The organism is Amycolatopsis sp. NPDC059027 (assembly GCF_042739735.1).
Classification (GTDB): domain Bacteria; phylum Actinomycetota; class Actinomycetes; order Mycobacteriales; family Pseudonocardiaceae; genus Amycolatopsis.
Window position 1 is genome coordinate 114,568 of record NZ_JBHYIK010000009.1, and the last position, 21,211, is coordinate 135,778.

Annotated in this window: 21 protein-coding genes and 1 pseudogene; 7 read left to right on the forward strand and 15 right to left on the reverse strand. The window is 70.1% G+C overall.

Annotation, left to right across the window (positions count from 1 at the left end):
* Positions 1–110: 110 nt before the first annotated feature.
* From ACFWY9_RS08775 to ACFWY9_RS08790, 4 genes are all read right to left on the reverse strand, one after another.
* Positions 111–2,297, reverse strand: coding sequence for a DUF3488 and DUF4129 domain-containing transglutaminase family protein (locus ACFWY9_RS08775; RefSeq protein ID WP_378325491.1), 2,187 nt, complete (start codon positions 2,295–2,297; stop codon positions 111–113).
* Between the two features lie 76 nt (positions 2,298–2,373).
* On the reverse strand, positions 2,374–3,507 hold the full coding sequence (locus ACFWY9_RS08780; protein ID WP_378325490.1) for a DUF58 domain-containing protein: 1,134 nt from the start codon (positions 3,505–3,507) through the stop codon (positions 2,374–2,376).
* 2 nt (positions 3,508–3,509) lie between these two features.
* Positions 3,510–4,463 carry an AAA family ATPase gene (locus ACFWY9_RS08785; RefSeq protein ID WP_378325488.1) on the reverse strand — a complete coding sequence of 318 codons (954 nt, stop codon included), beginning with the start codon at positions 4,461–4,463 and terminating at the stop codon, positions 3,510–3,512.
* Positions 4,460–6,661: a fibronectin type III domain-containing protein gene (locus ACFWY9_RS08790; protein ID WP_378338554.1), complete on the reverse strand. Its 2,202-nt coding sequence runs from the start codon at positions 6,659–6,661 to the stop codon at positions 4,460–4,462. The genes ACFWY9_RS08785 and ACFWY9_RS08790 overlap by 4 nt, the downstream gene beginning before the upstream one ends.
* A 121-nt stretch (positions 6,662–6,782) precedes the next feature.
* On the opposite strand from ACFWY9_RS08790, the gene ACFWY9_RS08795 reads away from it, so the two are divergent.
* A complete protein-coding gene (locus tag ACFWY9_RS08795; protein WP_378338555.1) occupies positions 6,783–8,129 on the forward strand; it encodes a type VII secretion protein EccE in 1,347 nt (448 codons plus the stop codon).
* Here ACFWY9_RS08795 and ACFWY9_RS08800 read toward each other — a convergent pair.
* Complete coding sequence (locus tag ACFWY9_RS08800; protein WP_378338556.1) at positions 8,101–8,625, reverse strand: nitroreductase family protein; 525 nt, start codon at positions 8,623–8,625, stop codon at positions 8,101–8,103. The two genes, ACFWY9_RS08795 and ACFWY9_RS08800, sit on opposite strands and share 29 nt — an antisense overlap.
* Before the next feature lie 34 nt (positions 8,626–8,659).
* Positions 8,660–9,019, reverse strand: coding sequence for a hypothetical protein (locus ACFWY9_RS08805; RefSeq protein WP_378338557.1), 360 nt, complete (start codon positions 9,017–9,019; stop codon positions 8,660–8,662).
* A 120-nt stretch (positions 9,020–9,139) separates the two neighbouring features.
* Here ACFWY9_RS08805 and ACFWY9_RS08810 point away from each other — a divergent pair, with 120 nt between their 5' ends.
* Positions 9,140–10,216, forward strand: coding sequence for a class I SAM-dependent methyltransferase (locus tag ACFWY9_RS08810; protein WP_378338558.1), 1,077 nt, complete (start codon positions 9,140–9,142; stop codon positions 10,214–10,216).
* Here the strand turns inward: ACFWY9_RS08810 and ACFWY9_RS08815 are convergent.
* The 4 genes from ACFWY9_RS08815 to ACFWY9_RS08830 are packed head-to-tail and all read right to left on the reverse strand — an operon-like array spanning position 10,177 to position 12,251.
* Positions 10,177–10,737, reverse strand: a complete 561-nt coding sequence (locus ACFWY9_RS08815) for a hypothetical protein (protein ID WP_378338559.1) — start codon at positions 10,735–10,737, stop codon at positions 10,177–10,179. The two genes, ACFWY9_RS08810 and ACFWY9_RS08815, sit on opposite strands and share 40 nt — an antisense overlap.
* On the reverse strand, positions 10,734–10,991 hold the full coding sequence (locus tag ACFWY9_RS08820; protein ID WP_378338560.1) for an Ada metal-binding domain-containing protein: 258 nt from the start codon (positions 10,989–10,991) through the stop codon (positions 10,734–10,736). The genes ACFWY9_RS08815 and ACFWY9_RS08820 overlap by 4 nt, the downstream gene beginning before the upstream one ends.
* 4 nt (positions 10,992–10,995) lie before the next feature.
* The gene (locus tag ACFWY9_RS08825) at positions 10,996–11,718 is read right to left on the reverse strand and encodes a 2OG-Fe(II) oxygenase (protein WP_378338561.1); all 723 of its coding nucleotides are present in this window, start codon (positions 11,716–11,718) and stop codon (positions 10,996–10,998) included.
* Positions 11,719–11,744: 26 nt separating this feature from the next.
* The gene (locus ACFWY9_RS08830) at positions 11,745–12,251 is read right to left on the reverse strand and encodes a methylated-DNA--[protein]-cysteine S-methyltransferase (RefSeq protein ID WP_378325478.1); all 507 of its coding nucleotides are present in this window, start codon (positions 12,249–12,251) and stop codon (positions 11,745–11,747) included.
* Between the two features lie 276 nt (positions 12,252–12,527).
* On the opposite strand from ACFWY9_RS08830, the pseudogene ACFWY9_RS08835 reads away from it, so the two are divergent.
* Positions 12,528–13,454, forward strand: a pseudogene (locus tag ACFWY9_RS08835) (5'-nucleotidase).
* A 13-nt stretch (positions 13,455–13,467) separates the two neighbouring features.
* On the opposite strand, the gene ACFWY9_RS08840 reads toward ACFWY9_RS08835, so the two are convergent.
* Positions 13,468–13,668 (reverse strand): hypothetical protein, encoded by a 201-nt coding sequence (locus ACFWY9_RS08840; RefSeq protein WP_378338562.1) that lies wholly within the window; start codon positions 13,666–13,668, stop codon positions 13,468–13,470.
* 57 nt (positions 13,669–13,725) lie between these two features.
* Here ACFWY9_RS08840 and ACFWY9_RS08845 point away from each other — a divergent pair, with 57 nt between their 5' ends.
* Entirely contained in the window at positions 13,726–13,956 is a 231-nt protein-coding gene (locus ACFWY9_RS08845) for a hypothetical protein (RefSeq protein ID WP_378338563.1), read from the forward strand.
* A 56-nt stretch (positions 13,957–14,012) separates the two neighbouring features.
* Here the strand turns inward: ACFWY9_RS08845 and ACFWY9_RS08850 are convergent, their stop codons facing one another.
* The 3 genes from ACFWY9_RS08850 to ACFWY9_RS08860 all read right to left on the reverse strand — a co-directional run bounded on the left by ACFWY9_RS08850 (position 14,013) and on the right by ACFWY9_RS08860 (position 18,197).
* Positions 14,013–15,272: a DUF222 domain-containing protein gene (locus tag ACFWY9_RS08850; protein WP_378338564.1), complete on the reverse strand. Its 1,260-nt coding sequence runs from the start codon at positions 15,270–15,272 to the stop codon at positions 14,013–14,015.
* Positions 15,273–15,996: 724 nt separating this feature from the next.
* A complete protein-coding gene (locus tag ACFWY9_RS08855; RefSeq protein ID WP_378338565.1) occupies positions 15,997–17,304 on the reverse strand; it encodes a family 2 encapsulin nanocompartment cargo protein terpene cyclase in 1,308 nt (435 codons plus the stop codon).
* 41 nt (positions 17,305–17,345) lie between these two features.
* Positions 17,346–18,197 (reverse strand): geranyl diphosphate 2-C-methyltransferase, encoded by an 852-nt coding sequence (locus ACFWY9_RS08860; RefSeq protein ID WP_378325474.1) that lies wholly within the window; start codon positions 18,195–18,197, stop codon positions 17,346–17,348.
* A 412-nt stretch (positions 18,198–18,609) separates the two neighbouring features.
* On the opposite strand from ACFWY9_RS08860, the gene ACFWY9_RS08865 reads away from it, so the two are divergent.
* The gene (locus tag ACFWY9_RS08865; protein WP_378325473.1) at positions 18,610–19,143 is read left to right on the forward strand and encodes an AAA family ATPase; all 534 of its coding nucleotides are present in this window, start codon (positions 18,610–18,612) and stop codon (positions 19,141–19,143) included.
* Positions 19,144–19,176: 33 nt separating this feature from the next.
* On the opposite strand, the gene ACFWY9_RS08870 is transcribed toward ACFWY9_RS08865, so the two are convergent.
* Positions 19,177–19,602: an SgcJ/EcaC family oxidoreductase gene (locus ACFWY9_RS08870; protein ID WP_378338566.1), complete on the reverse strand. Its 426-nt coding sequence runs from the start codon at positions 19,600–19,602 to the stop codon at positions 19,177–19,179.
* Between the two features lie 61 nt (positions 19,603–19,663).
* On the opposite strand from ACFWY9_RS08870, the gene ACFWY9_RS08875 reads away from it, so the two are divergent.
* Both ACFWY9_RS08875 and ACFWY9_RS08880 read left to right on the forward strand, forming a co-directional pair.
* Positions 19,664–20,269 (forward strand): TetR/AcrR family transcriptional regulator, encoded by a 606-nt coding sequence (locus ACFWY9_RS08875; protein WP_378338567.1) that lies wholly within the window; start codon positions 19,664–19,666, stop codon positions 20,267–20,269.
* A 375-nt stretch (positions 20,270–20,644) separates the two neighbouring features.
* A partial coding sequence (locus ACFWY9_RS08880) for a PrpF domain-containing protein (protein ID WP_378338568.1) occupies positions 20,645–21,211 on the forward strand: 567 nt, incomplete at its 3' end.

Here is a 21,211-nt window from a genome sequence, read left to right on the forward strand (position 1 = left end):
CGCGGCGGCCCGAAAACACCCCCGCCCCCCGCCCGCCCGGCGCGGCCCCCGCCCCCCGCTGCGTCTCCGGGCCGTGCCCCCCCCCCCCCTGCGACGAAAGTCCCCTTCAGCTACCGTCCCTTGGCCCGCTTGGGAGGCGACGGCGGCAGCAGCGTCCGCGGGTCCAGCGCCGCGCGCAGCCGGGCCCGCAGCGGCTGCCCGGCCAGGCCCTTGCGCACCTCGCCCACCTCGTGCCAGGCCCGCCGGACGGCGCCCTCGGACGCCGGGACTCCGGACCACAGCGCCATGTCCAGCACCTTGCCCAGCCGCGTGATGGGGTCGCGGGTCCGGTCCCCCGCCACCGCGTCCGCCAGATCGGCGAGATCCCGTGGTGTCATGCCGACGCGGTAGGGCACGCCGTACGCGCGCAGCCGGTCGCGGGCCTCCGCCCACGCGCCGATGACGCCCGCCGACCCGGAAAGGCGGCGACGGCGACGGCCGCGGACGGTCTTCGCCAGCGGCACTCCCCACAGCCAGCAGACAAGCAGTGCGCCGACCGCGATCGCCGCCACGATCCCCCACTGGCTCACACTCGGCCCAGTCGAACTGTCCACTTCGGACTCCTGGTGCCCCGGTGGCAACTGCGGTGGTCGCAACGACTGCTCGGGCGGCAGTTGCTGCCGCGCCAGCGCGGTCGCCTTGGCGAGACCGGACTGCTCCCGTCCGGCCCTGGCCGCCGCGGCCGTCGGGTCCAGCGGCACCCAGCCCACCCCGGCGACCGCGACCTCGGGCCACGCCAGCACGTCGCGGTTGCGCACGACCCGGTCGGCACCGTCCACTTCGGACGAACCGCCGAACCCGACCACCAGTCGCGCCGGGATACCGTTCATCCGCGCCAAAACCACGTACGCGGCGGCGAACTGCTCGCTCGTGCCGCGCTTGCTCTCCAGCAGGAACCGCCGCAGCTGGGGCCAGCCGTGCCCGGTCGGCAGATCGTTTCCGACCGCCACCTGGTAGTTCGCGCTGAGGAACCGTTCGAGCTGCAACGCCGACTGGAACGTCGGGCGCAGTCCGTGCACCGCGTCTTTGGCCACCCGGCCGATGTCGGCGGGCACCTGGCCGAGGCCGCCGAGCCCGCCCTCGGCGCGCGCGTCGACCTCCGCCAGCCCGAGCTTGGCGGCGTCGACCTCCGGCGATGACCACGACAACCGGTAACGCCGCTCCTGCCCCGGTGCCGCGGGCGGGTCCAGCAGGAGCGTGCCCGCGGACTGGTCCACCAGCGGCGCGAGCCCGTCCACCCCGGTCAGCGACGGCTGGCTGGGCAACCACGGTCCCGGCAGCGCGCGCACCCGGACATCGGCGGTCCGGGCGGCTCCGCCCGACGCGCTCTCCAAGCGGAGACCGAGCCGACGCAGCTTCGCGTCGGCCGACCAGTTGGACCCGTCGAAGCCGTCGAGCACGATCAGGCGCCAGCGGTCGACGGGTGCGTCACTGCGGTAGCGGAACACTTCCTGGCCGGGGCTGGCACTGCGCTCGCCGACCTCGTCCAGCGGATTGCCGAGCCGGTTCTGTGAAAGCGGAGCCACCTGGGCGTCGCTGAAACGGTACGGATTCCGGCCCGCCGGGTCGAGCTGGCCCAGTGCCGCCGCCCCGGCCACGAGTGCGACCACAGTGGACAGTGCGAGCCAGGTGCCCGCCGCGGACAGCCGCCGCGCCGGTCGTGGCCCGCCCCGTGACCGGCGGGCCGCACCGGGGCGCTCCGCCCACAACATCAAGGCCGCCATGACCGCGTACGCCACCGCGGCCGCCAGCGCGGTGAAGCCGGTCAATGCCTGGTACGCCTGGGAAAGCGCTGCGACGAGCAGACTCGGCAGCAGGGCGAGGAGCGGTTTTCGCAGCCGTAGCACCAACTCCAGGCCGAGCACCACCGCGAGCAGCACGGCCAGCGGGACGAACAGCAGCTGCTCGGGGACCGGGCGGGCGGGCCAGGTCGACTGCAACGTCAGCAGCCAGCCCTCGGTGAACCCGCGCACCAGGACGTTCAGCGTCTCGCCGGTGGGCAGGCCCGCGAGCGTGGTCGGGAACAGCACCGACTCGATCAGCCCGAGAAGTCCGCCCAGCACAACGAAAAGCGGCCGGTACGGCGTCAGTTTCGGCCAGCGCGCGCAGACTTCGACACAGACGTACCCGACGGCGACCACCACGAGGACCGGGAGGAGCAGCGACGGCAGGCCGAACACCGGCGTGAACAGCAGCCCGGCCACCGCGGTCGCGCCGAGCACTCCGGCGACCGCGAGCCGGTCCAACCTGTCGTTCATGCGATCGCCTCGCTCCGCGAGACAGTGTTGAATCCCTTTTGGCGCATGATATCCATGATTCGCTCGCAAGCGTCGCTCATGCCGTACCCGCCAACAGCGAGTTCCACTGCGCAGCCGCGTCGGCCGCGTCCGCGGCGACGATGGTCCCGGCTCCCGCGGACACGCCGCGCTGCCGGGCGCCGAGCCGGATCACCGTGTCCGGGCGCCAGCGGCGGGCCGGGCCGAGGTCGGCTTCCATGCCGGTGAGCACGAGGACGACACCGCCGGGCCGCCGCCCGGCCGCCAGCGGTGCGGCCAGCAAGGGCGCGTCGTCGGCGGCGTCCTGGGTGACCAGGCAAAGCTCGTCCAGCACCGCCCTTGCCACCCGCAGTCCGCTGTCCACCGGGGTGTCGGTGCCGGTCGTGGTGATCAACCGGCAGTGCTGCCCCGCCGACGCCGACGCGAACAACACCGAGGCCGCCACCTCGACGGCCTCCTCGAACACGGCCGGGGTCATCGCGGCGGGCCGGGTGTCGAGCAGGACGGTGCACCGCAGCTGCGCCGGATCGGCGTACTCGCGCACCATGAGCTGGCCGGTGCGGGCGGTCGCCTTCCAGTGCAGGAGCCGCACCTCGTCGCCGACCACGTACTGCCGGACCACCTGCAGATCCGCCGAACCGCGCAGCGGCGGGTCGGTGATCGGGCCGTCGTGGTGATGCCGCGGGTGCCCGGCCTGCGCCGGGCGCACCGCGTGCCGTCGCGGATACACCCACAGCCGCGCGGTGCCGCCCACGGTCCGCTCGCCGCGGGCGAGGTCGAACAGGTCCGGCCGGTTCAGCACGAGCGGCCCGACCTCGAGCCGTCCTCGTTTCGACGTCGGGAGTTCGTAGTGGTACGTGGCTTCGGCGCCGGGCGCGAGCGGACGCACCCGCACCCCGTGCGTCTCGGTGCCGATCCGGTCGCCCGCGGCGAAACCCCCGTGCCTGCGCGTGCCGGCGTTGCGCACGGTCAGCGAGGCCAGCGCGGGCTTGCCCCGTTCGATCCGGTCCGGGTGCACCGTCCGGTCCACCTCGACCTTCGGCCGGAAGCGGGCGACGGCCACCGCGACGAGCACCGCGCCCAGCGCGATCCCCGCCAGTGCCCGGAAAAGCGGGTACCCGGCCAGCTCGCCGGCGGCGTAACAGACTGCCGCCGCGGCGAGCACGAAGACGCCGCGGCGGGTGAGCCGCACCGCTACCTCCCTGCCGCGGCCGCCGGGGCGGGCGTGTCGGCCAGCAGTTCGTCCACGACCTCGCTGGTCTGCCGCTGGTTCAGCTCCGCGTCCGGGGTGAGCACGAGCCGGTGCCCGAGCACCGGATGCGTCACGTCCTTGACGTCGTCGGGCGTGACGAAGTCGCGGCCGTGGGTGGCAGCCAGCGCCTGCGCCGCGCGGATCAGCGCGATACTCCCGCGCGGGCTCGCGCCGTACCGGACGGCGGGATGCTGGCGGCTCGCCGCAGCCAGCCGGACCGCGTAGGACACGATTTCCGGCGCCAGATGGGATTTCCGCACCTCGGTGATCACCTGCTGCACGGCGCCGAGGTCGATCACCGGCCGCAGTTCGTCCGGGGTCACCCCGGCGCAGTCCCCCATCACGACCCGCATTTCGGCGTCGTGGTCCGGATAGCCGACCGACAGCCGCATCAGGAAGCGGTCCAGCTGGGCCTCGGGCAGCCGGTAGGTGCCCTCCAGTTCGATCGGGTTCTGCGTCGCCACCACGAAGAACGGCCGCGGCACGTCCTGGCTGACCGCGTCGACGGTCACCCGCCGCTCGGCCATCACCTCCAGCAGCGCCGACTGCGTTTTCGGCGTGCCCCGGTTGATCTCGTCGGCGAGCACCACGTTGGCGAAGATCCCGCCGGGGTGGAACTGGAACCGTTCGGCGTTCTGGTGGTACACCATCACGCCGGTGATGTCGCCGGGCAGCAGGTCCGGGGTGAACTGGATCCGGCTCCACCGGCCGCCGATGCTGGCCGCGACGCACCGGGCCATGGTCGTCTTCCCGACACCGGGCACGTCCTCGATCAGCAGGTGCCCCTCGGCGAACAACGCCGCCACGGCGAGCCGGACGAGCTCCGGCTTACCCCGCACCACCGTCTGGACGTTTTCCGCGATCAGCTCGTAGGCCGCCCTCGGAGTAGGTGTCACAACAGGCCCTTTTCCTTTTCCACCTTGGTTTTTCCTTTGCCGTGCCGCAGTCCCACCAGCGCGACCGGCCCGATCCAGAACAGGAAGCCACCGGACGAGCCGGGCGCTCCGCCACCTCCACCCACCTCGGGCGTGCCCTGCCAGTTGTCCTCGCGGGTCCCCGCCGCGGTCGTGATGGTGGCCTTGACCGTCGCGCCCCCGAACCACTGGACGTTCGGGATGGTGAGCTGCGTGCTGCCACTGCAGGCGACGGAACTCGACGAGGCCTTGCCGAACACGGTCGCCTGGCACGTCGCGGGCGAGCCCTTCCCGTCGGCGCTGACCGTCACGACCAGGTCGAGGTTGGACATGGTGCGCACGCGGGTGATCTTGATCGTCGGTGGTTCCGTCGGGACGGTGGCCGTCTTGCTGCCCGCACTCCCGGTGAGCGCCGGGCCCGAGCCGTACTGGGTGACCGCGCGGACCGTGACGGTGACCGCGCCGGACATCCCGGAGAAGTCGGCGGACGTGCCGGACACCTGGCGGTCGCCCTGTCCCGTCGCGCTGACGACGTAATGCAGCAACGTCGCGCCGTGCAGGTCGGGCTGGGACCAGCTCGCCGAGACCTGGCCGCCGAGCTTCGCGTTCACGGTGACACTCGGCGCCCCGGCCGGGGGTCCCTGGATCAGCACCCTGGCGCCCGCACCCGCCCCTCGGCCCGCCGAGTTCTCCGCGACCACGGTGATCGTGTAGGACGTCCCCGCGGTCAGCCCGTTCACCGTCGCGCTGCGCGCCGATCCGCCGACCGTCGTCGACCCGCCCGGCCAGGACAGGTGATAGGCGGTGATCCGCGCGCCGTTTTCGGGCGCGGCGCCCCACGAAACGGTGGCGGCGCCGTTCCCCGCGGAGGCACTGACGTTCCTCGGCGCGCCCGGCGGCGTCGCGGCCGCGACCGGCGGCGCGGACTGCCTCGACGGCGGCGGCGAGGCCGGTGGCTGTGCCGGAGGCTGCGGGTTGTCCGCCGGTTGTGACGCGGGCGGCGCGGCGCTCGTGGTCTGGTTCCTGGCCTGTTCGTCGACGGCCACCTCGACGACCGATCCGTTGTCCCCGTTGACGACCAGTACGTGCGAGCCGTCCGCGCTGTCGACGTAGATCCGGTTGTCCTCGCCGTGGGCCAGCCGCGCGCGGTCACCCTTGCCGGGCACCTTCTTCGTGCTCTTCAGTGAGCCGGTGCTGTCGTAGGTCCGGACCTCGTTGCGGGTCTCGTCGACCATGGCGACGACGTGTGTCGTGGCGACCGGCCCGGCGAACCGGCCGTCCTTGGGCAGTTCGACCGAAACCGGTTTGCTGGCCGGGCGCTTGCCGGCCAGCCCGGCGGTGTCGATCAGGTGCAGCTGGTTGCGCTCGGGATCGGCGACGGCCAGCCGCCCGTCGACGGAGGTGTTCGCCACCTGGGCCGAGGGAGGCAGCTTGACGCCGATGCCGACCGGTTCGCCGAGCCCGTCCTTGCCGATCACGCTCAGCGTGTCCGCCGTGATGTCGAGCAGCACCGGCTGGTCGTCGACGAGCGCGAGCAGCCCGCCGTGCCCCGGCGGCAGCTGCGCGGGGCAGGCCAGCCGGGTCGCGCCCCGTGGCAGCTCGCACACCGAGCCGTTGTCGATCCGGTGCACCCACAGAGTTCCGGCGGAGGTCACGACCGGCGGGGACAATGGCCCGCCCGCCGGGACGGTCGCCGTCGGGTCGCCGAGCCGGACGATCTGGCCGGCGTTGCGGTAAACCAGGTACGGGCCGCCCACGGCCTCCAGCACCGCCGGTGTCTCGGTGGCGGGTGGCGTGGCGGCGTTCTCGACGCTCAACGTCGACTTGTCGAACATCGTGATCCGTGACCGTTCGACCACGTAGCCGGACCGCTCCCCCTGCGCGACCTGGCTGCCCTGCTCGGCCCCCGGCACGCTCGCGCGCGCGTCCACCTGGCTGGTCCCGCCGTCGATGTGCAGCGCGGACTGCAGTTCGCTGCTGTACACCCAGTGTCCGACCTGGACGAACTGCAGCCCGGCCGGCATCGGCGCCCGGCCGGAGACGGCCACGCCGATCAGCACCAGGCACGCGGTGACCAGCAGGGCGATGGCCAGGCGAGTACGCACCACGGCGCTGAACCCGCGGCGGGCGGCGGCTTTCGGCTCCGTGGCGTTCACGGTCACGCCCCGGGAACGGTCCATAGCGGCTGACGCTAATGACCGACCATGAAATTTTGATGAAACGCCCCAGCCGTCGAACGCTGTCATCGAAACCTCATGTCCGCCGTGGACGCTGGCGGTGACCGGACGAGGAGGCGGCACAGTGACTGATCGCGGCGCGGCGACCGAACTTGGCGCGGCCAGGCCAGACCGGCGGGGCGGCGCGCCCGCACCCCCGCGGCCCCAGGCCATGTCCGTCCAGCCCGGCACCGCGTACGGCACGATCTCCGTCGCGGAGTCGGCCTCGCGGGCCGCGGCGCGGGAAGCCGCGCGCGCCGCGTTGTCCGCCGCACGGCAACCACAGGCACGCGTCGCGACACCGATCGCGGCCCCCTCGCCTCCCCCTGCCGGGCCGCGGAAAGCGTCCGCGCCGCCGAAGTCCGGCGACCGTCGCGTCGCGAGCAGGACGGGCGGGATCGGGGTCGGCCAGCTCGTCTGCTGGCAGCTGGTGCTGGTCGCGCTCGTACTGGCGGTGGGCAGGCCGTGGCCCGTGCTCGCCGCGGTCGTCGTCGTGGCCGCGGTGGTCGTGACGCTGACCGCCGTGCGGTTCCACGGTCGCTGGCTCTACGCCTGGCTCGCGGTGGGCTCGGGCTACCTACTGCGCGAACGGGTCCGCGATCTGCGGAGCGAGAGCGAGGCGGGCCGGGCGCTGCTGCACCTGATCTCGCCGGAGGCCGCCGGGAGCACCGACGAGGACGGCGCGTTCCTGCTCAGCCGCGCCGCCGGGATAACCGCGGTGCTGCAACCGAAATCGGCCGTGCGGGATCTGACGAAGGCGATGCCCGCCCCCGAGTCGCTGCTCCCCCCGCCGCACGAACAGGCGCAGGCGATCGCCGCGCAGGTGGTACACCACGCCGGGATCAGCAGGGACCGCCCGCCCCGGGTGTGGGTGACGCTGCAGGCCGTACGCACGGTCGACGTGCACCACGACACCGATGTCCGGCGCGCGCTCCGGAACGCCCTCCGGCGGGTACAGCGCCAGCTTCGCCGGGGCGGCCTGCCCGCGCGTGCGCTGGCCGAACACGAGGTGCTGGGCACGCTGGCCTCCCTCGCCCATGTCACCGCCGGCCGGGGCCAGGTCCGCGAGGAGTGGCGGGGATGGCACAGCGGCCCGATCACCCAGGCGACGTTCCGGCTCGACGGCTGGGCGGAGCTGTCCCCGGCGGTCGCCCCGCAGATGGTGCGCTGGCTGCTCGCCGCCGTGCCGCAGGCCGCCGTCACTGTCGCGGTCACCGCGTACCGTCCGGCGGGCGCGGCCGTGGCCAGGACCGACGCTGCGGTGCGCATCGCGGCCACCGGTTCCCCGGCGCTGGAGCACGCGGCACGCGAACTGGCCCGGCTGGCGGGCGAATGGGGGCTCGGTATGGAACGCCTCGACGGCAGGCACGCCTGGGGCATGGCCGCCACGCTGCCGATCGGCGTCACCGAGCGGACGGCTCGAAGTAGGTGAGCAGTTCGGCGACCGGCTTGCGGCCGGACGGGATCGCCGACCGGCCCGAGGGCGCCGCGGCGGGACGTCCGAGCGCGATCGCGTGCCCCGCCCGCCACGGCGCCGGACGGCCGACCAGCCGCGCGGCCTCCACCGCGTTCGCCTCCGGGTAGAGCGTGACCGGGCAGGTCCCCAGCGACCGGCTGTGCGCGGCGAGCAGCAGCGACTGACAGACCCGGCCGAGATCGAACTCGGTGTCCGCGCCCGCCTCGGCGTCGGACAGCAGAAGCAGCACGGCGGGCGCGGCCGCGAGCAGTCCCGCGTACTGACCCAGCCGGGACAGCCGCTCACGCGTGCGCCGGTCGCTCACCGCCACGAAGCACCACGGCTGGCGGTTCCGCGCGGAACCCGTCCACCGCGCCACCTCGACCATCGCCTCGAGGTCCGCGCGCGCCACCGGCTCGTCGCGGAAGAACCTGGTGGCACGGAGGGAACTGATCAGCTTGACATCGTCCACAAGCGACCACTGTGCCACTCGCCGGGACGATCGCTCAGCGGGCTTCGCGCCCCCTCGCCATCAGCGCGACGCCCCCGATGATGCAGACGGCCTCGGTGATGACGCCCCAATATTCGGGCTGGCTGTTGAACTGGTCGTGCTGCCCGAGGAATCCCACGGTCGCCGCGAGCACGTACGAACCGAGCGTCAGCGCCCCGAACCCGAACGCGCCGAGCGCGGGCAGCCAGTGCCGCCACGCCAGCACCGCGATCGCCAGCACCAGCCCGCCGACCGCGTTCAGCAGGAACAGCGGGCCGATGACACCCGGGTACCCCTGTGTCCACAGGAAGTAGTGCACCCCGGCCGAGCCGAGCAGCGCGACCGCGACGACGATCCGCAACACCCATCCGATCATGACGTCCTCCACCTCTGAACCCGCACCTCACCTCCTATACGGACGCGACGACCATCCGGTTCACCACCACCTGCCGCCACACGGTGACGCACGGCGCGGAAAGCGTTACCATCCGCGCCCATGATCGAGAACGACTCCCCGGCGGGCCAGGTCGCCGCGTGCCGTCCCGGCTATCTCGCCGATCTGGCCGACGGCGTCGACCGGTTCTTCGAACCCCGGCGCACCGCCTGCCCCTGGTGCGGCTCGGCGGCGCTGCGGACCCGGCTGCGCACGACCGATCTGCTGCAGCACAAGCCCGGGCGGTTCGTGCTCGACGGCTGCCGCGACTGCGGGCACACCTTCCAGAATCCCCGGCTCACCCCGGCCGGGCTCGAGTTCTACTACCGGGACTGCTACGACGGGCTCGGCGAGAAGTCCATGAGCGGGATGTTCGAGGGCAACCGGGCGGGCTACCGCTCGCGGGCCGAGCTGGTCCGCGGCTTCGGCGAGCCCGGGGAGTGGCTCGACGTCGGCATGGGGCACGGTCACTTCTGCCGGGAGGCCGGGGAACTGTTGCCCGGCACCAAGTTCGACGGTCTCGACCTCAGCGACGGCGTCGAGCTGGCGCAGCGGAAGGGCTGGGTTCGCACCGCCCACCGCGGCGCCTTCGTGGACTTGGCGGGCGAGCTCGGTGGCCGGTACGACGTGGTCAGCATGTACCACTACCTCGAACACACCCCGGATCCGAAGCGCGAGCTGACGGCGGCGCGCACGGCGCTGCGGCCGGGCGGGCTGCTGGCGATCGAACTGCCGGACCCGGAATGCCGGTGGGCGAAGGTGCTCGGCCGCTGGTGGCTGCCCTGGCTGCAGCCCCAGCACCTCAACCTGATCCCGATCGGCAACCTGCGCGCCGAACTGGCCGCGCGGGGCTTCACCGTGGTCACCGAACAACGCGGCGAACCCCACGCCGCGATCGATGTCCTGGCCGCGTCGGTGATGGCGGTCAACGCGCTGACGATCGGCGGCGAGGACCTCGCCTGGCGTCCCGCCCCGCCCGGCGGGCTCCGGCGGATCCTGCGCAAGGCCGCGTTCGTGGCGTGCGTCCCGGTGTTCGTGCTGGCCGCGGTGCTCGACCGGATCAGCGCGCCGTTCGGCCGGAAACGCGGCTGGTCCAACGCCTACCGCGTGGTGGCGCGGCGCGACGACACCGGCGGATAACTCACGACCCAGCGGTGCCGCACCTCCCACGTCCCACCGTCCGCGCTCGCACCCCGCAGGCCGTGCAGAACGTCGCCTCCGGCGAGTGCCGGAACCCGCGAATCCCGCAGGGAAGCGAAAGCGAAGCTCCGAGCCGGGTCCCAGCCCGTGCTGTGCCGCAGCCGCCGGACGAGCTGGGCGAAGCCGAGTGGCGCGGCGGCGAACACCCACGCGTCCGGGAGTTCCGCGGTGAGCCGCCGCGCGGGCCGCAGCCACGAGGCCGCGGCTTCCGGCCACTCGGCCATCGCGAGAACCGTCCCGCCCCGTGCCCGCCAAGTGGCCGCGAACGCAGCGGCCGTCGAGCGCGAGACGTCGTCTCGGCTGTGCCCGATCGTCACGGTCTCGATCCTCGGCCGGGGCCGCGTCAGCAATCCGGCGAGCGCGGCGAGTTCGGCGTCGGTGTGCGGAGCGGGCGACGGCACGCCGCCGTACTCGGCCACGTCCGCGGCGGGGATCAGGGGTGAGCGGTTTCCCTGTGTCATAAGGTTTTCCGGTTCGCCTTCCAGTGGGCGTACTGTTCGGGGAGACAGACGGCGCACGGCCGGTAGCCCGCCGCGATCGCGGTGGCCTCGTCCGGGAAGAAGACCCGGTTCGCGGCGTAGTGGCCGCGGGCCAGCGCGCGCAGGGCCGACGGGCAGTCGAGCCGCCCGTACAGCCGTCCGCGGCGGTGGCCGCCGAGAGTGCCGGGCACCGCGCTGCGGTAGCCCCGCCCGTCCGGCCCGATCAGCTCGTACACCGGATCAAGCGGCGTCGTGGAAGACGAGGCCGAGCGCACGGCGGCGCCCGGACCGGACGACGCTGACACCGTGCCGCATGACGCCCGCCGACCAGCCGCGTTTCGTGGCCACCGGCCGGTCGCGGGTGGTGAACACCAGACCGTGGCCCTGCTGGAGCGCGGTGGTGGTGCCCCGGGACTGGGCGCGCGGCCGCTGTTCGACGAGCAGGAACTCCCCGCCGGTGTAGTCGGTGCCGTACTCGTCGAGCCCGATCACAACCTGGAGCGGGAACAGCATGTCGCCGAACACGTCGCGGTGCAGCGCGTTCCAGTCGCCTTCGGCGTACCGCAACAGGATCTGCGCGGAACGGTCCTGCCCCGCCCGGTGGCAGTCGGCCACCCACTCTTCGAGACTGTCCGGCCACGGCGCGGGCCTGCCGAGCCGCTCGGCCCAGTCCCGCGCGATCGGCAGCAACCGAGGGTAGAGCGCGGCACGCAGTGCGGCGATCGGCTCGGGCAGCTCATGGGTGAAGTACCGGTACTCGCCCGAACCGAACCGATGACGGGCCATGTCGACGGTCGTCCGAAACAGTTCGGCTCGCTCGTAGAGCCCCGCGATGTCCGCGCATTCGGCGGGCGTGAGCAGCCGCGGGGTGAGCGCGCACCCGTACTCGTCCAGCTCCCCGGCCAGCCGCCCCCAGTCGGCCTTGTCGACTCGCCGGGCGATCGTGTCAGTGTTGGTACGCATCGATGTTCTCCGGAATCTTCGGTGTTTCAGACGGCCAGCGCGACGCCCTCGTGGGCGAGCAGCCGAACCTTGCGCTCGACACCAGCGGCGTACCCCCGCATGCCGCCGTCCGCGCCGATCACGCGATGACAGGGCCGCATCAGCAGCACCGGGTTCGCCCCGACCGCTGCCCCCACCGCCCGCACCCGCTCGCGCGGCAGGCCGAGGCGCTCGGCGAGTTCGCCGTACGTCGTGGTGGCACCGAACGGAATGGCCGCCACCTCCTGCCAGACCCGCTGCTGGAACCCGGACCCGGTGGTGGTGAACTCGAGCTCGAACTCCGTCAGCTCCCCGTCGAAGAACGCCCTGATCTGCCGAATCGCCTCGGCGAACGCGTCGTCGTCGCGCCGCCACTCCGGCCGCACCGCGGGCGCGTTCTTCTGCTCCGGCATGGACAGCGACGCGATGGCGACCCCACCCGGCGCGGTGCCGGACTCCTCCCCCACCAGCAACAGCTCCCCGAGCGGACTGTCCGTCGTCGTGTAGACGGTCATGGCCGACGACTCCCTTCGTGTGTCGCTTCTCTTTCCTTCCACCAGTCTGCGTGCGCGCGGGAGCGGACACTGGCGGAATTCGGACATCACGACAGAGCGTTCACTCTGGACGAGGTCGTCTCAGCCCGCCTGGGAACACCGTGCCCACGGTAAACACAACCTTCCCATTACGGTTTGGACACCAAAGATGTGACAATTGACCATCGGCCGCAACGCCGACATGGATCTTACCGACGTCGTAGATCACCCGTCACAAGGAAGAACCGGACAGCGCCAATGCCTTACAAACTCGACGGCCGACTCGTTGTCGGCATCGCCTCAAGCGCATTATTCGACCTCAGCGAATCCGATGCGGTACTTCACGCAGAAGGAGAAGAAGCATATCGCAGGTATCAAGAAGACTGACTTGACGACCCCCTCGACAGGGGCGTGGCTTTTCCGTTCATCAAGCGCCTTCTCTCGCTTAACGATTTCAGCGAGCAGAACGACCCACTTGTGGAAGTGATCATCCTATCACGCAATGCACCGGATACCGGACTGCGCGTCATGAGGTCAATAGCCGACCACAACCTGTCGATCACCAGGGCGATCTTCACACGAGGCGAATCTCCCTACCGGTTCATGAGGGCACTCAACATGTCCCTCTTCTTGTCTGCCAACGAACGTGACGTTCGCGAAGCGATCGCGTGCGGGCTGCCGGCGGGGCGCGTACTCAACGGCTCCTTCGTCGACGACGAGGCCGAAGAACTCCGCGTCGCCTTCGACTTCGACGGAGTACTAGCCGACAACAAATCCGAGCGCATCATGCAGAGCAGCACTCTGGAGGAGTTTCACTCACATGAATCCGCCAACCTGATGGAGCCACACTCTGCCGGGCCTCTACATGGTTTCTTGCTCAACGTCAACAGGATTCAGCAACTCGAGGAAGCACGTCGAGCATCGGACGAAAGTTACAAACTTCGCGTACGCGTATCGATAGTGACAGCACGTAGCGCACCATCACATGAGCGCGCAGTTTTGAGCCTCAAGTCATGGGGAGTGACCGTCGACAATGCTTTCTTCCTAGGGGGAATAGAGAAGGTATCGGTGCTGGGCATATTGAAGCCCCACATATTTTTCGACGATCAAAGCAGGCACTTTGATCCGGCCTGCCTGATTGTGCCCTGCGTGCACGTACCATTCGGCGTCGCCAACGAGAGGTAGCACGACCGATCACTCAGCGTGACGCGGTGCGGATACGGTCCTTCAGCCGGTGTTCGAACGTCGTGTACTCCGAGTCGTAACCATCCACCACGACCAGCTCACCTGCCGGAGTAACGCAGCAGACGCACACGACGGAATCCCGCCGGATACCGACCATTTCCTCGGGTCGCGCCTGCCTGGCGGCGGGATAGTCCCGGTACAACAGTTCCGACATCAGTTGTGTGCCAAACTCGTCGTCCTCCAGGAACCGCGGGAACCGAGACGGCCAGTCGTGGCCGACTTCGACCAACTCTCCCTCGACGGTGATGGCCACACCACCTGCGGAAAATCGGTGTTCCGGCCCGACGGGATGGGCACTGTGAGTGCCTGCCCTGTCGTTGTACGCGAAGGGAATGACAACCGGGTGTCGAAGGCGACGATTTCGCGTATCACCGACCGGGCAGGCCGCAACGCCTTCGCCATCACCTTCGGTGACCGCTGGCCGGGAGCCGAAACCTACTGATCAACAACGCCGGAAACCGACCACGGGATAGGCTTGAGTGCTTGACTCAAGGCGGCTCACGTTCGTAGGTGGATGGTATTGCGTCGGGGTGTGCGGGTCGCGTCCAGCCAGGCGGGCGGCACGAACTCGGGTAGTCCGTCGCTGGCGATGCGGACTTCCCATTCGGAGCTGTGGATGAGCTTGTGGTGAACAGAACATACGAGCACGAGATTGTCCACTTTGGTCTCACCATGATGTGCCCAAAACACCACATGATGCGCCGTACAACGATAAGCAGGAGCATCGCAGCCCGGGAAGGCGCACCCACCGTCACGGCGGATCAGCGCCCGTCGGATGGCCGGGGTGGCCAGCCGTTGTGCCCGGCCGACGTCGAGGGGTTCGCCGTGCGAGCCCAGCACCATCGGAATGACCTTGGCGTCGCAGGCCAGCCGCCGCGCCTCGGACGCGGTGATCTCCCCGAGCAGGTCGAGGGTGGCTTGCCCGACCCCGGATCGCAGCTCTTCCAGGCTGACTGTCACGACGATGTGGGTGGCTTCCCCGGCTTGCGTCGGCAGATCGGGATGTTCGGCCCACATCCGCACCAGCTCGGAGAACGCGCAACCCCGCCGCTCCCACTGGGTCCGTGTGTCGCGGGCCTCTTCCTCGGTGGCGGGCCGTGGCTTCGCGAGTGGATCCAGCATCGCTTGCAGTCGCGCGGAGGTTTCGTCGTCGACGCGTGCCTTGATCTGATGCCCGCCATCGCGATGCGGAGCGATCGAGAACTCGGGCTGGAACGGTTTCGGTTCCCGGGTTTTCGGCTCTTTCCCGTCGGGGTCGAGCTGGGAGATCAGGCGTCGTCCGGCGGCGCGGATTTCTCGGGGTCCGGCGGCGCGGGCGAGTTCGGCGAGGATTTTCTCCGCCTGCTCCCGATCCTCCATCGACACGGTCTTGGGAAGCTTGTCCAGCGCCCGCAGGATCTCATCGATCTGCGCTGCGCCGACCGCACCCTCGGCGGCGGCCTGCGCGGTCGCCGGAGCCTGCGGCGGCTGCTCGCCGCTGGTGAGATCGCGGGTGCCGTTCAACGCCAACGCTCGCGCCGCGCGAGCTTTCGCCTCGGCGTACGGGATGTTCAGCGTCTCCTGCAACAGCCGCACGAGGCTGCCGTATCCGGTGGTGTCGCGTATCCCGCGCCGTTCCAGCTCGGCCATGACCTCGCCCTGGACAGCGGCCTCACGACGCTGCACACACTCGGACTCCAGAAGCCGCTCCAGCAGGCAGCCGACATCCTCGCGCCACCACTCGGTGCGCGATGCCTGGGTGCTGCCCTCGGCGGCCACAACACCACTCTACTCCACCAGATCGAACATGTGTGCTATTGATCGAGTGAACCCGTAGGACGCAATTTTCCTTGCTATGTAAGGGTTTTGCGATGTCACAGCGAATGAGGGAACTCTGTTAGTCGAATGGCGAACTGATCGGGCCGCGCGGAGATCGAGCGGTTGCGGTCGGGCAATCCTCCGCCGAAGCCGTTGCGGCGCAGGGAAATTTCGACCACGAGCGCAGGCCGGAGCGAGGTTGTCTCCGACGGAGGCCCCGGACAAGATCATGGGCCTTCATCGTGTTGGCGTGGCGGTGCGCATTTGCGACAACGTGACGACGTCCGGCGTGGTGCGTCGTCACGTTGTCAAGCCGCCCGTGGCGCGCCCGGTGGCGACCGAGCCTCGCTTGCGCCGACGGCGCATCTGCTGACGTATCAGTCCGAACCACCGCGCGAGGCTGACCCGAGAGACCTGCCACTATGCCACCGGCAGCGAGGCAACCGACGCATGGCGCCCGCGCCACAAGACCGGACACGATCCCCAGCGCATCCCGCAACCAACATGATGACTTACGCGCGACTCTCCCCGATCAGAAATCCCAACAGGCGACGCACAGGTCACACCAAAGGTAGTGAAGGGGTCCTTCACAGCGCTCACCGCACCGAAGGACCCCTTCACCGCCCCAAAGTCCACAAAGGACAACAACCCGCCGCGTGCCGCCCCCGGCACCCCATTCGATCCGTCAGGACTGGTATCGCGGGTTGGTGGCGTGCCACTCGACGCCGCCGCCCATCCACGCCCGCACTCCCTTGAGGAACCGGTGCAGCTCCGGGGACGGCACGACCATCAGCTCCCGATGGCCGTCCTCGAAATCGTGGACGAACCGGTTGTGCAGGTCGACGGTCACCTCCGTCGCCTCCTCGATCGAGCACTTCCGGTCCTCCGCGATCTGCAGGACCATGTTGCAGACCGGGTTCTCGTCCGCGGCGTCCTTGGCGACCGAGAACAGGTCGTTCACCATCACCGACGCGGTACCCGCCTGCATCATCATCCGGCGGACCCGGGGGTCGTAGTAGAAGTGCGCGGGCAGTTCGTACCCGTCCACGACGTCCACCAGGGTCATGGACGTGTAGAAACTGTCGTGCTGCCGGGTCGCCAGGTACTTCCACGCCTCCGGGTATTCGGCCGTGTGGCGCCACGCGGCGTACGCACACCAACCGACGAACATCGCGAACGTCGAGTAGCAGACACGCTGGGCCTGCACGGGCGAACCGTGCCGGAGCAGGTGGTCGATGCCGGAACGCAGCGAGACCAGGATCGGGTCCGACCGCAACGCCTCATCGAGCGGAGCGGAGAATTCCCCGGCCGGGGCCACCGGGTCCATGGCCGCCATCGCCATCGCCAGGCGTGGCGGGAGACTCGTCGGCGTCGCGCCGAGGGAACTGTCGTCGGCGTAGTAGTCGTCGGCGGCCCACCAGGCCGCGTTCAGCTGCGCCGCGATCAGCAGCAGGTCCGGGTCCTCGGAACCCGAATGCGCGAGCATGACCAGCCGCCCGAGCTGGGAGCGGCGGATCTGCTCCAGCCCGCCGCCGGTGTACCCGCAGTCCTCCGCCCATTCGTCCAGTCGCCGCTGGACCTCCTCGGCCAGCGGGTCGTTGAACCGCTCCACCACGGGGCAGTAGAGCGGCGACGCCGTCCCGTCGCCCCACGGCCGTTCGACGTACGCCGGGTCGTGCCCGGGAGCGGGGGTACCTTCCGGCATGAGATCGGCCGCGGTGGTGCCCAGCCCGGAGAGCCGAAGGTGCGCCATCACATCCGGCGGGCTCACCGGGGCCGGCGAAGCCACGGCAGGCGGAGCCACGTCGGCCTCGCCTGCCGTGGTGAAGAGCCGGGCCGCCGCGGTGCCGAGTCCCGTCGGCCCGGTCCGGAACACCGACGGCCCCGCCGCACCGGCCGCGCCGCCGGTACTCACCGGACTGTCCGGAATGGACGGACGGCCGGGACGCGCACCCACCACTCCCGGCCCTGTCACGGGGGCTGTGTCGACCATCGTGTTCCCTTCTCCTCGTCAGCCGGGCGCCCGCCCCGGGATCAGACCCGGTCCGCGGCGATGAGCAGGTAGTGGAAGCTGCCTTCCCGATAGGCGGTGAGGAACGCGTCCTCGATCCCGGTGGTGACCGAGGATCGCGCGCGCAGCTCCCAGTAGGGAATCGTCGCCGCGGTCAGATCCACGACGCTGATCGGCACGAACCCGTTGGCCGCGAGCGCCTTGAAATACTGGCTCCTGGCGTGGATGTTGCAGATGTAGTGCTGGTCGATCTGGCTCACCGCCCGCGACCGGCCGCCGGTGACGTCGTTGTAGCACCCGGTGATGGTGACGTAGCGGCCGCCCGGCGCGAGCTGGCGGGCGTGTTCGGCGAACAGGTCGAACAGGTCGACGTACATCGTGCTCTCGTTGTTCCAGATGCCCTTGAACGCGCCCGTGTCGAACCCGGTGTCCAGCATGTTGCGCAGGTGGTACCGCACTTCGCCCGCGACGCCGCGCCGCGCCGCCTCCGCGTTGGCGAAATCGACCTGCTGCTGGGAGATCGACACCCCGTCGACCTGGCAGCCGAACCGCTGGTTCGCCATGATGCTGCTCCCGCCGCGACCACAGCCGGCGTCGAGCAGCCGGTCGGTGGGCGCGATGTCGCCGAGGTAGTCGAGCAGGACCTGGGCCTGGGCCGTCTCCAGCCGGTGCATTTCGGCGATGATGGCCTCGTCGCGCTGCGCCGCCGGCGCCTCGAGCACGGCGGCGTCGTAGTCACCGATGCCGTAGTGGTGGTGATAGAGGTGGTCGATGTCGCCGAGCCGGAGGTTGACGGCGTTCTTCTCGTTGTTCCAGTAGTCCGCGACCGACCGCTGATAGGGGGTGCGCAGCACGGGCTGGTCGATGGAGGTCATCGGTGACGGGCTCCTTCTCAGGCGGTGACGTCGGCAGAACGGACGGCTGCTTCCGGCACCGTGGATCGGAACACAGGCAGCATCCGCGGTTTCCTTCGTATATGGATTCGACTGGCTGAGGCGGTTTTCCAGGCTCGGGTAATTGCGCGGCCGGACCGGAATTCCGGCCCTGACCACCGGGTTCGGTGCCTACCTCGGCCAACGCTAGTGGCAGGCATGCGGCCCGACAAGAAGCTCGACCGCGGTTCACTCAGGTAAATCCGGAAGCGGCGATTTCGTTCCCGAATCGGCCTATTCCCCTTGGCTCAGGGGTGATTTCCCCGGCGTGCGCAAAACTCCTTCGAGACTGCTTCTTTCCCGACCGGATGACGACAGGCGACTGTCCGTGACCCGCGACGGCTACCATCGGCCGGTGATCACCGACGGCACGTCCGGCGCCCTGCTCGTCACCGGTCCGGTCGGGGTCGGCAAGACGACGATCGCCGAGGCCGTGGGAGACCTGCTCGCCGCCGCGGCGATCCCCCACGCCGTCATCGACCTCGACGCGCTCCGCGGCCGCTGGCCCGCGCCCGCCGACGACCCGTTCGATCTCGCCATGGAACTGCGGAACCTGAGGTCCGTGGCCCGCAACTACCGCGACGCGGGCGCGCATCGCCTGGTACTGGCGGGAGTGGTCGAAAGCCGGGAAGACCGGCGACGGTACGCGGAGGCGCTCGGCGTGGAACCCGCGGTGTGCAGGCTGACCGCGGCCGAGGCGGTCATCGACCGCAGGCTCGCCCGCAGGCACGGACCCGAGGACGAGGCAGGACTGCGGTGGCACCTCGAACGCGCACGGGAACTCGACGGGATCTTCCGCCGCGCCGGCGTCGAGGATTTCGTCGTCACCGCCGACGGTTCCGTGGCCGACGTGGCCAAGGCCGTGGCGGAAGCGGCGGGCTGGCCGTGATCCGGCGAGCCCGCCACCGACCGGCGAGGCGGGTTATTCCTTCCACTCCAACGGCGAGCGGGCCGCCAGTTCCGCGTCCCGGTGCGTGAACTCCGCGAGGTCGGCCAGCATCGTGTTGTGGAACGCGACGATCCGGCCGTCCCGGACGATCTTCGTCTGGATGGCCGCCCATTCCCCTTCCCTCGGCCCGCCGGGCACCCGCAGCTTCGACGTCGTGTGCAGCACCAGCGCGTCCGCGCCGATCGGCCGGACGTCCATCTGCCGGATCTCGAGCCGGCTCCCCCGGTAGATCGTGTCGAAGATCTTCTGGTGTTCCTCCGCGATCACCTTCCTGCCGCGCTGCACACGCCCCACGACGTCCACGAAGTCGGCGTCCTCGGCGAAGTACGAGCCCCACGCGGCACCGTCACCGGCGTTCCACGCGCGCTCCAGCCCGGTGATGATCTCCTCAGCAGTCATCGCTATCCTAACTTAGAATGATAGTCCAGTTGTTAGAACGATGTTCTAAGTTGGAGTGTACATGCCAGCCGACCTGCCCGGCATCGTCCGGCTGCGGGACCAGCGCGAGGCGCTGACCCTGCGCGCGATCCTCACCGCGGCACGCGGGCTCTTCGCCGAACACGGCTACGCCCGCACCTCGATCCGCCGCCTCGCCCAGGAAGCCGGCGTCGTACCGCAGACCATCTACGCGCATTACGGGTCCAAGGCCGGAGTCCTCACCGGGCTCGTCGATCTCCTCGACGACGAAGCGGGCTTGCCCGAACTGATGGCCCGGTCCGCGGAGCTCGACGAACCCGTCGAACTGCTCCGCCTGCTGGCGAAGGCGAGCAGGCAGGTCCAGGAGCGCTGCGGCGACATCGTCGCGATGCTGAACTCGGGCGCGGCCGTCGATCCCGACATCGCGGCCACACGCGCGGAAGGCGCGCGCCGCAACCGGCTCGGCGTGGAGATGATCATCGGCCGCGTCCGGGAAACGGGCGGGCGCCTCGTTCCCCGCGCCGGCGACATCGCCGTCGCGCTGATGACCGACGGCGTCCACGACAGCCTCGTCCGCGAAGCGGGCTGGTCCCACGACGATTACGAAACCTGGCTCACCGCAACTCTGACCGCCGCCGTCCTGCGCTGAACATCCCCGGCCGATAAAACCTCGGTAAAGCCAAGCGGAAATCACCTGAAAGTGTCGCCATAACACACCGTTCCGCCGCACGCATCCCGTTATTTTCACATTTTTAACACTGTCGGCACCGTCACACGGCAAATCGGGAACTCACCAGTGTTTCGCGAAAATTCGCCTATTACCGGCGTGGTCACGCGCGATTAACGGCTACTTGACAACGGCCCTACGCAGCGGACCTTACGTTGACCATGTCGATCTTTTACGATACGGTTACCTACATCGGGAGACATCCACTCTCCCTTTCCCACCCTGTGCTTGTGACCTGCTCCGATGTCGCAGCGGTCGACGAACCCTCCCCTTTTCCTATTGTGGACGGTGTTACGCATGCTCTCCCCAGAAAAAGGAACCATCGGCGTATCGGCGACCCTGGTACGCGGCGGAACGAGCAAATGCTGGCTGTTCGACGTGGCCGACATCCACGGGCGCGGCGCGTCGACCGAGGACGTGCTTCTCGCCGCGTTCGGCGCGCGGGACCACAGCCAGATCGACGGCGTCGGCGGGGCGACCTCGACGACGTCGAAGGCCGCGATCGTGGCCCACTCCTACGAGCCGGGAGTGGACATCGACTACACCTTCGCGCAGGTCGGCGTCGGCGTCGAACAGGTGGAATGGGGCAGCAACTGCGGCAACTGCGCCACCGCGGTGGGGCTGTACGCGGTGCAGTCCGGGCTGGTCCGGCCGCGCGGCGACCGCACCAGGGTGCGCATGCGCAACACCAACAGCGGTTCCCGGATCGACGCGGTCGTGGCCACGCCCGGCGCGCGGTTCCGCCCCACCGGCGACGCGGTGGTGGCGGGCGGCAACACCCCCCCCGCTCCCGGGGGGCGGCAGATACAGAAAACCCGCGGCGGCGCACCGCAGACCCACCGCCCCCCCCGCGGCAAGCAGGGA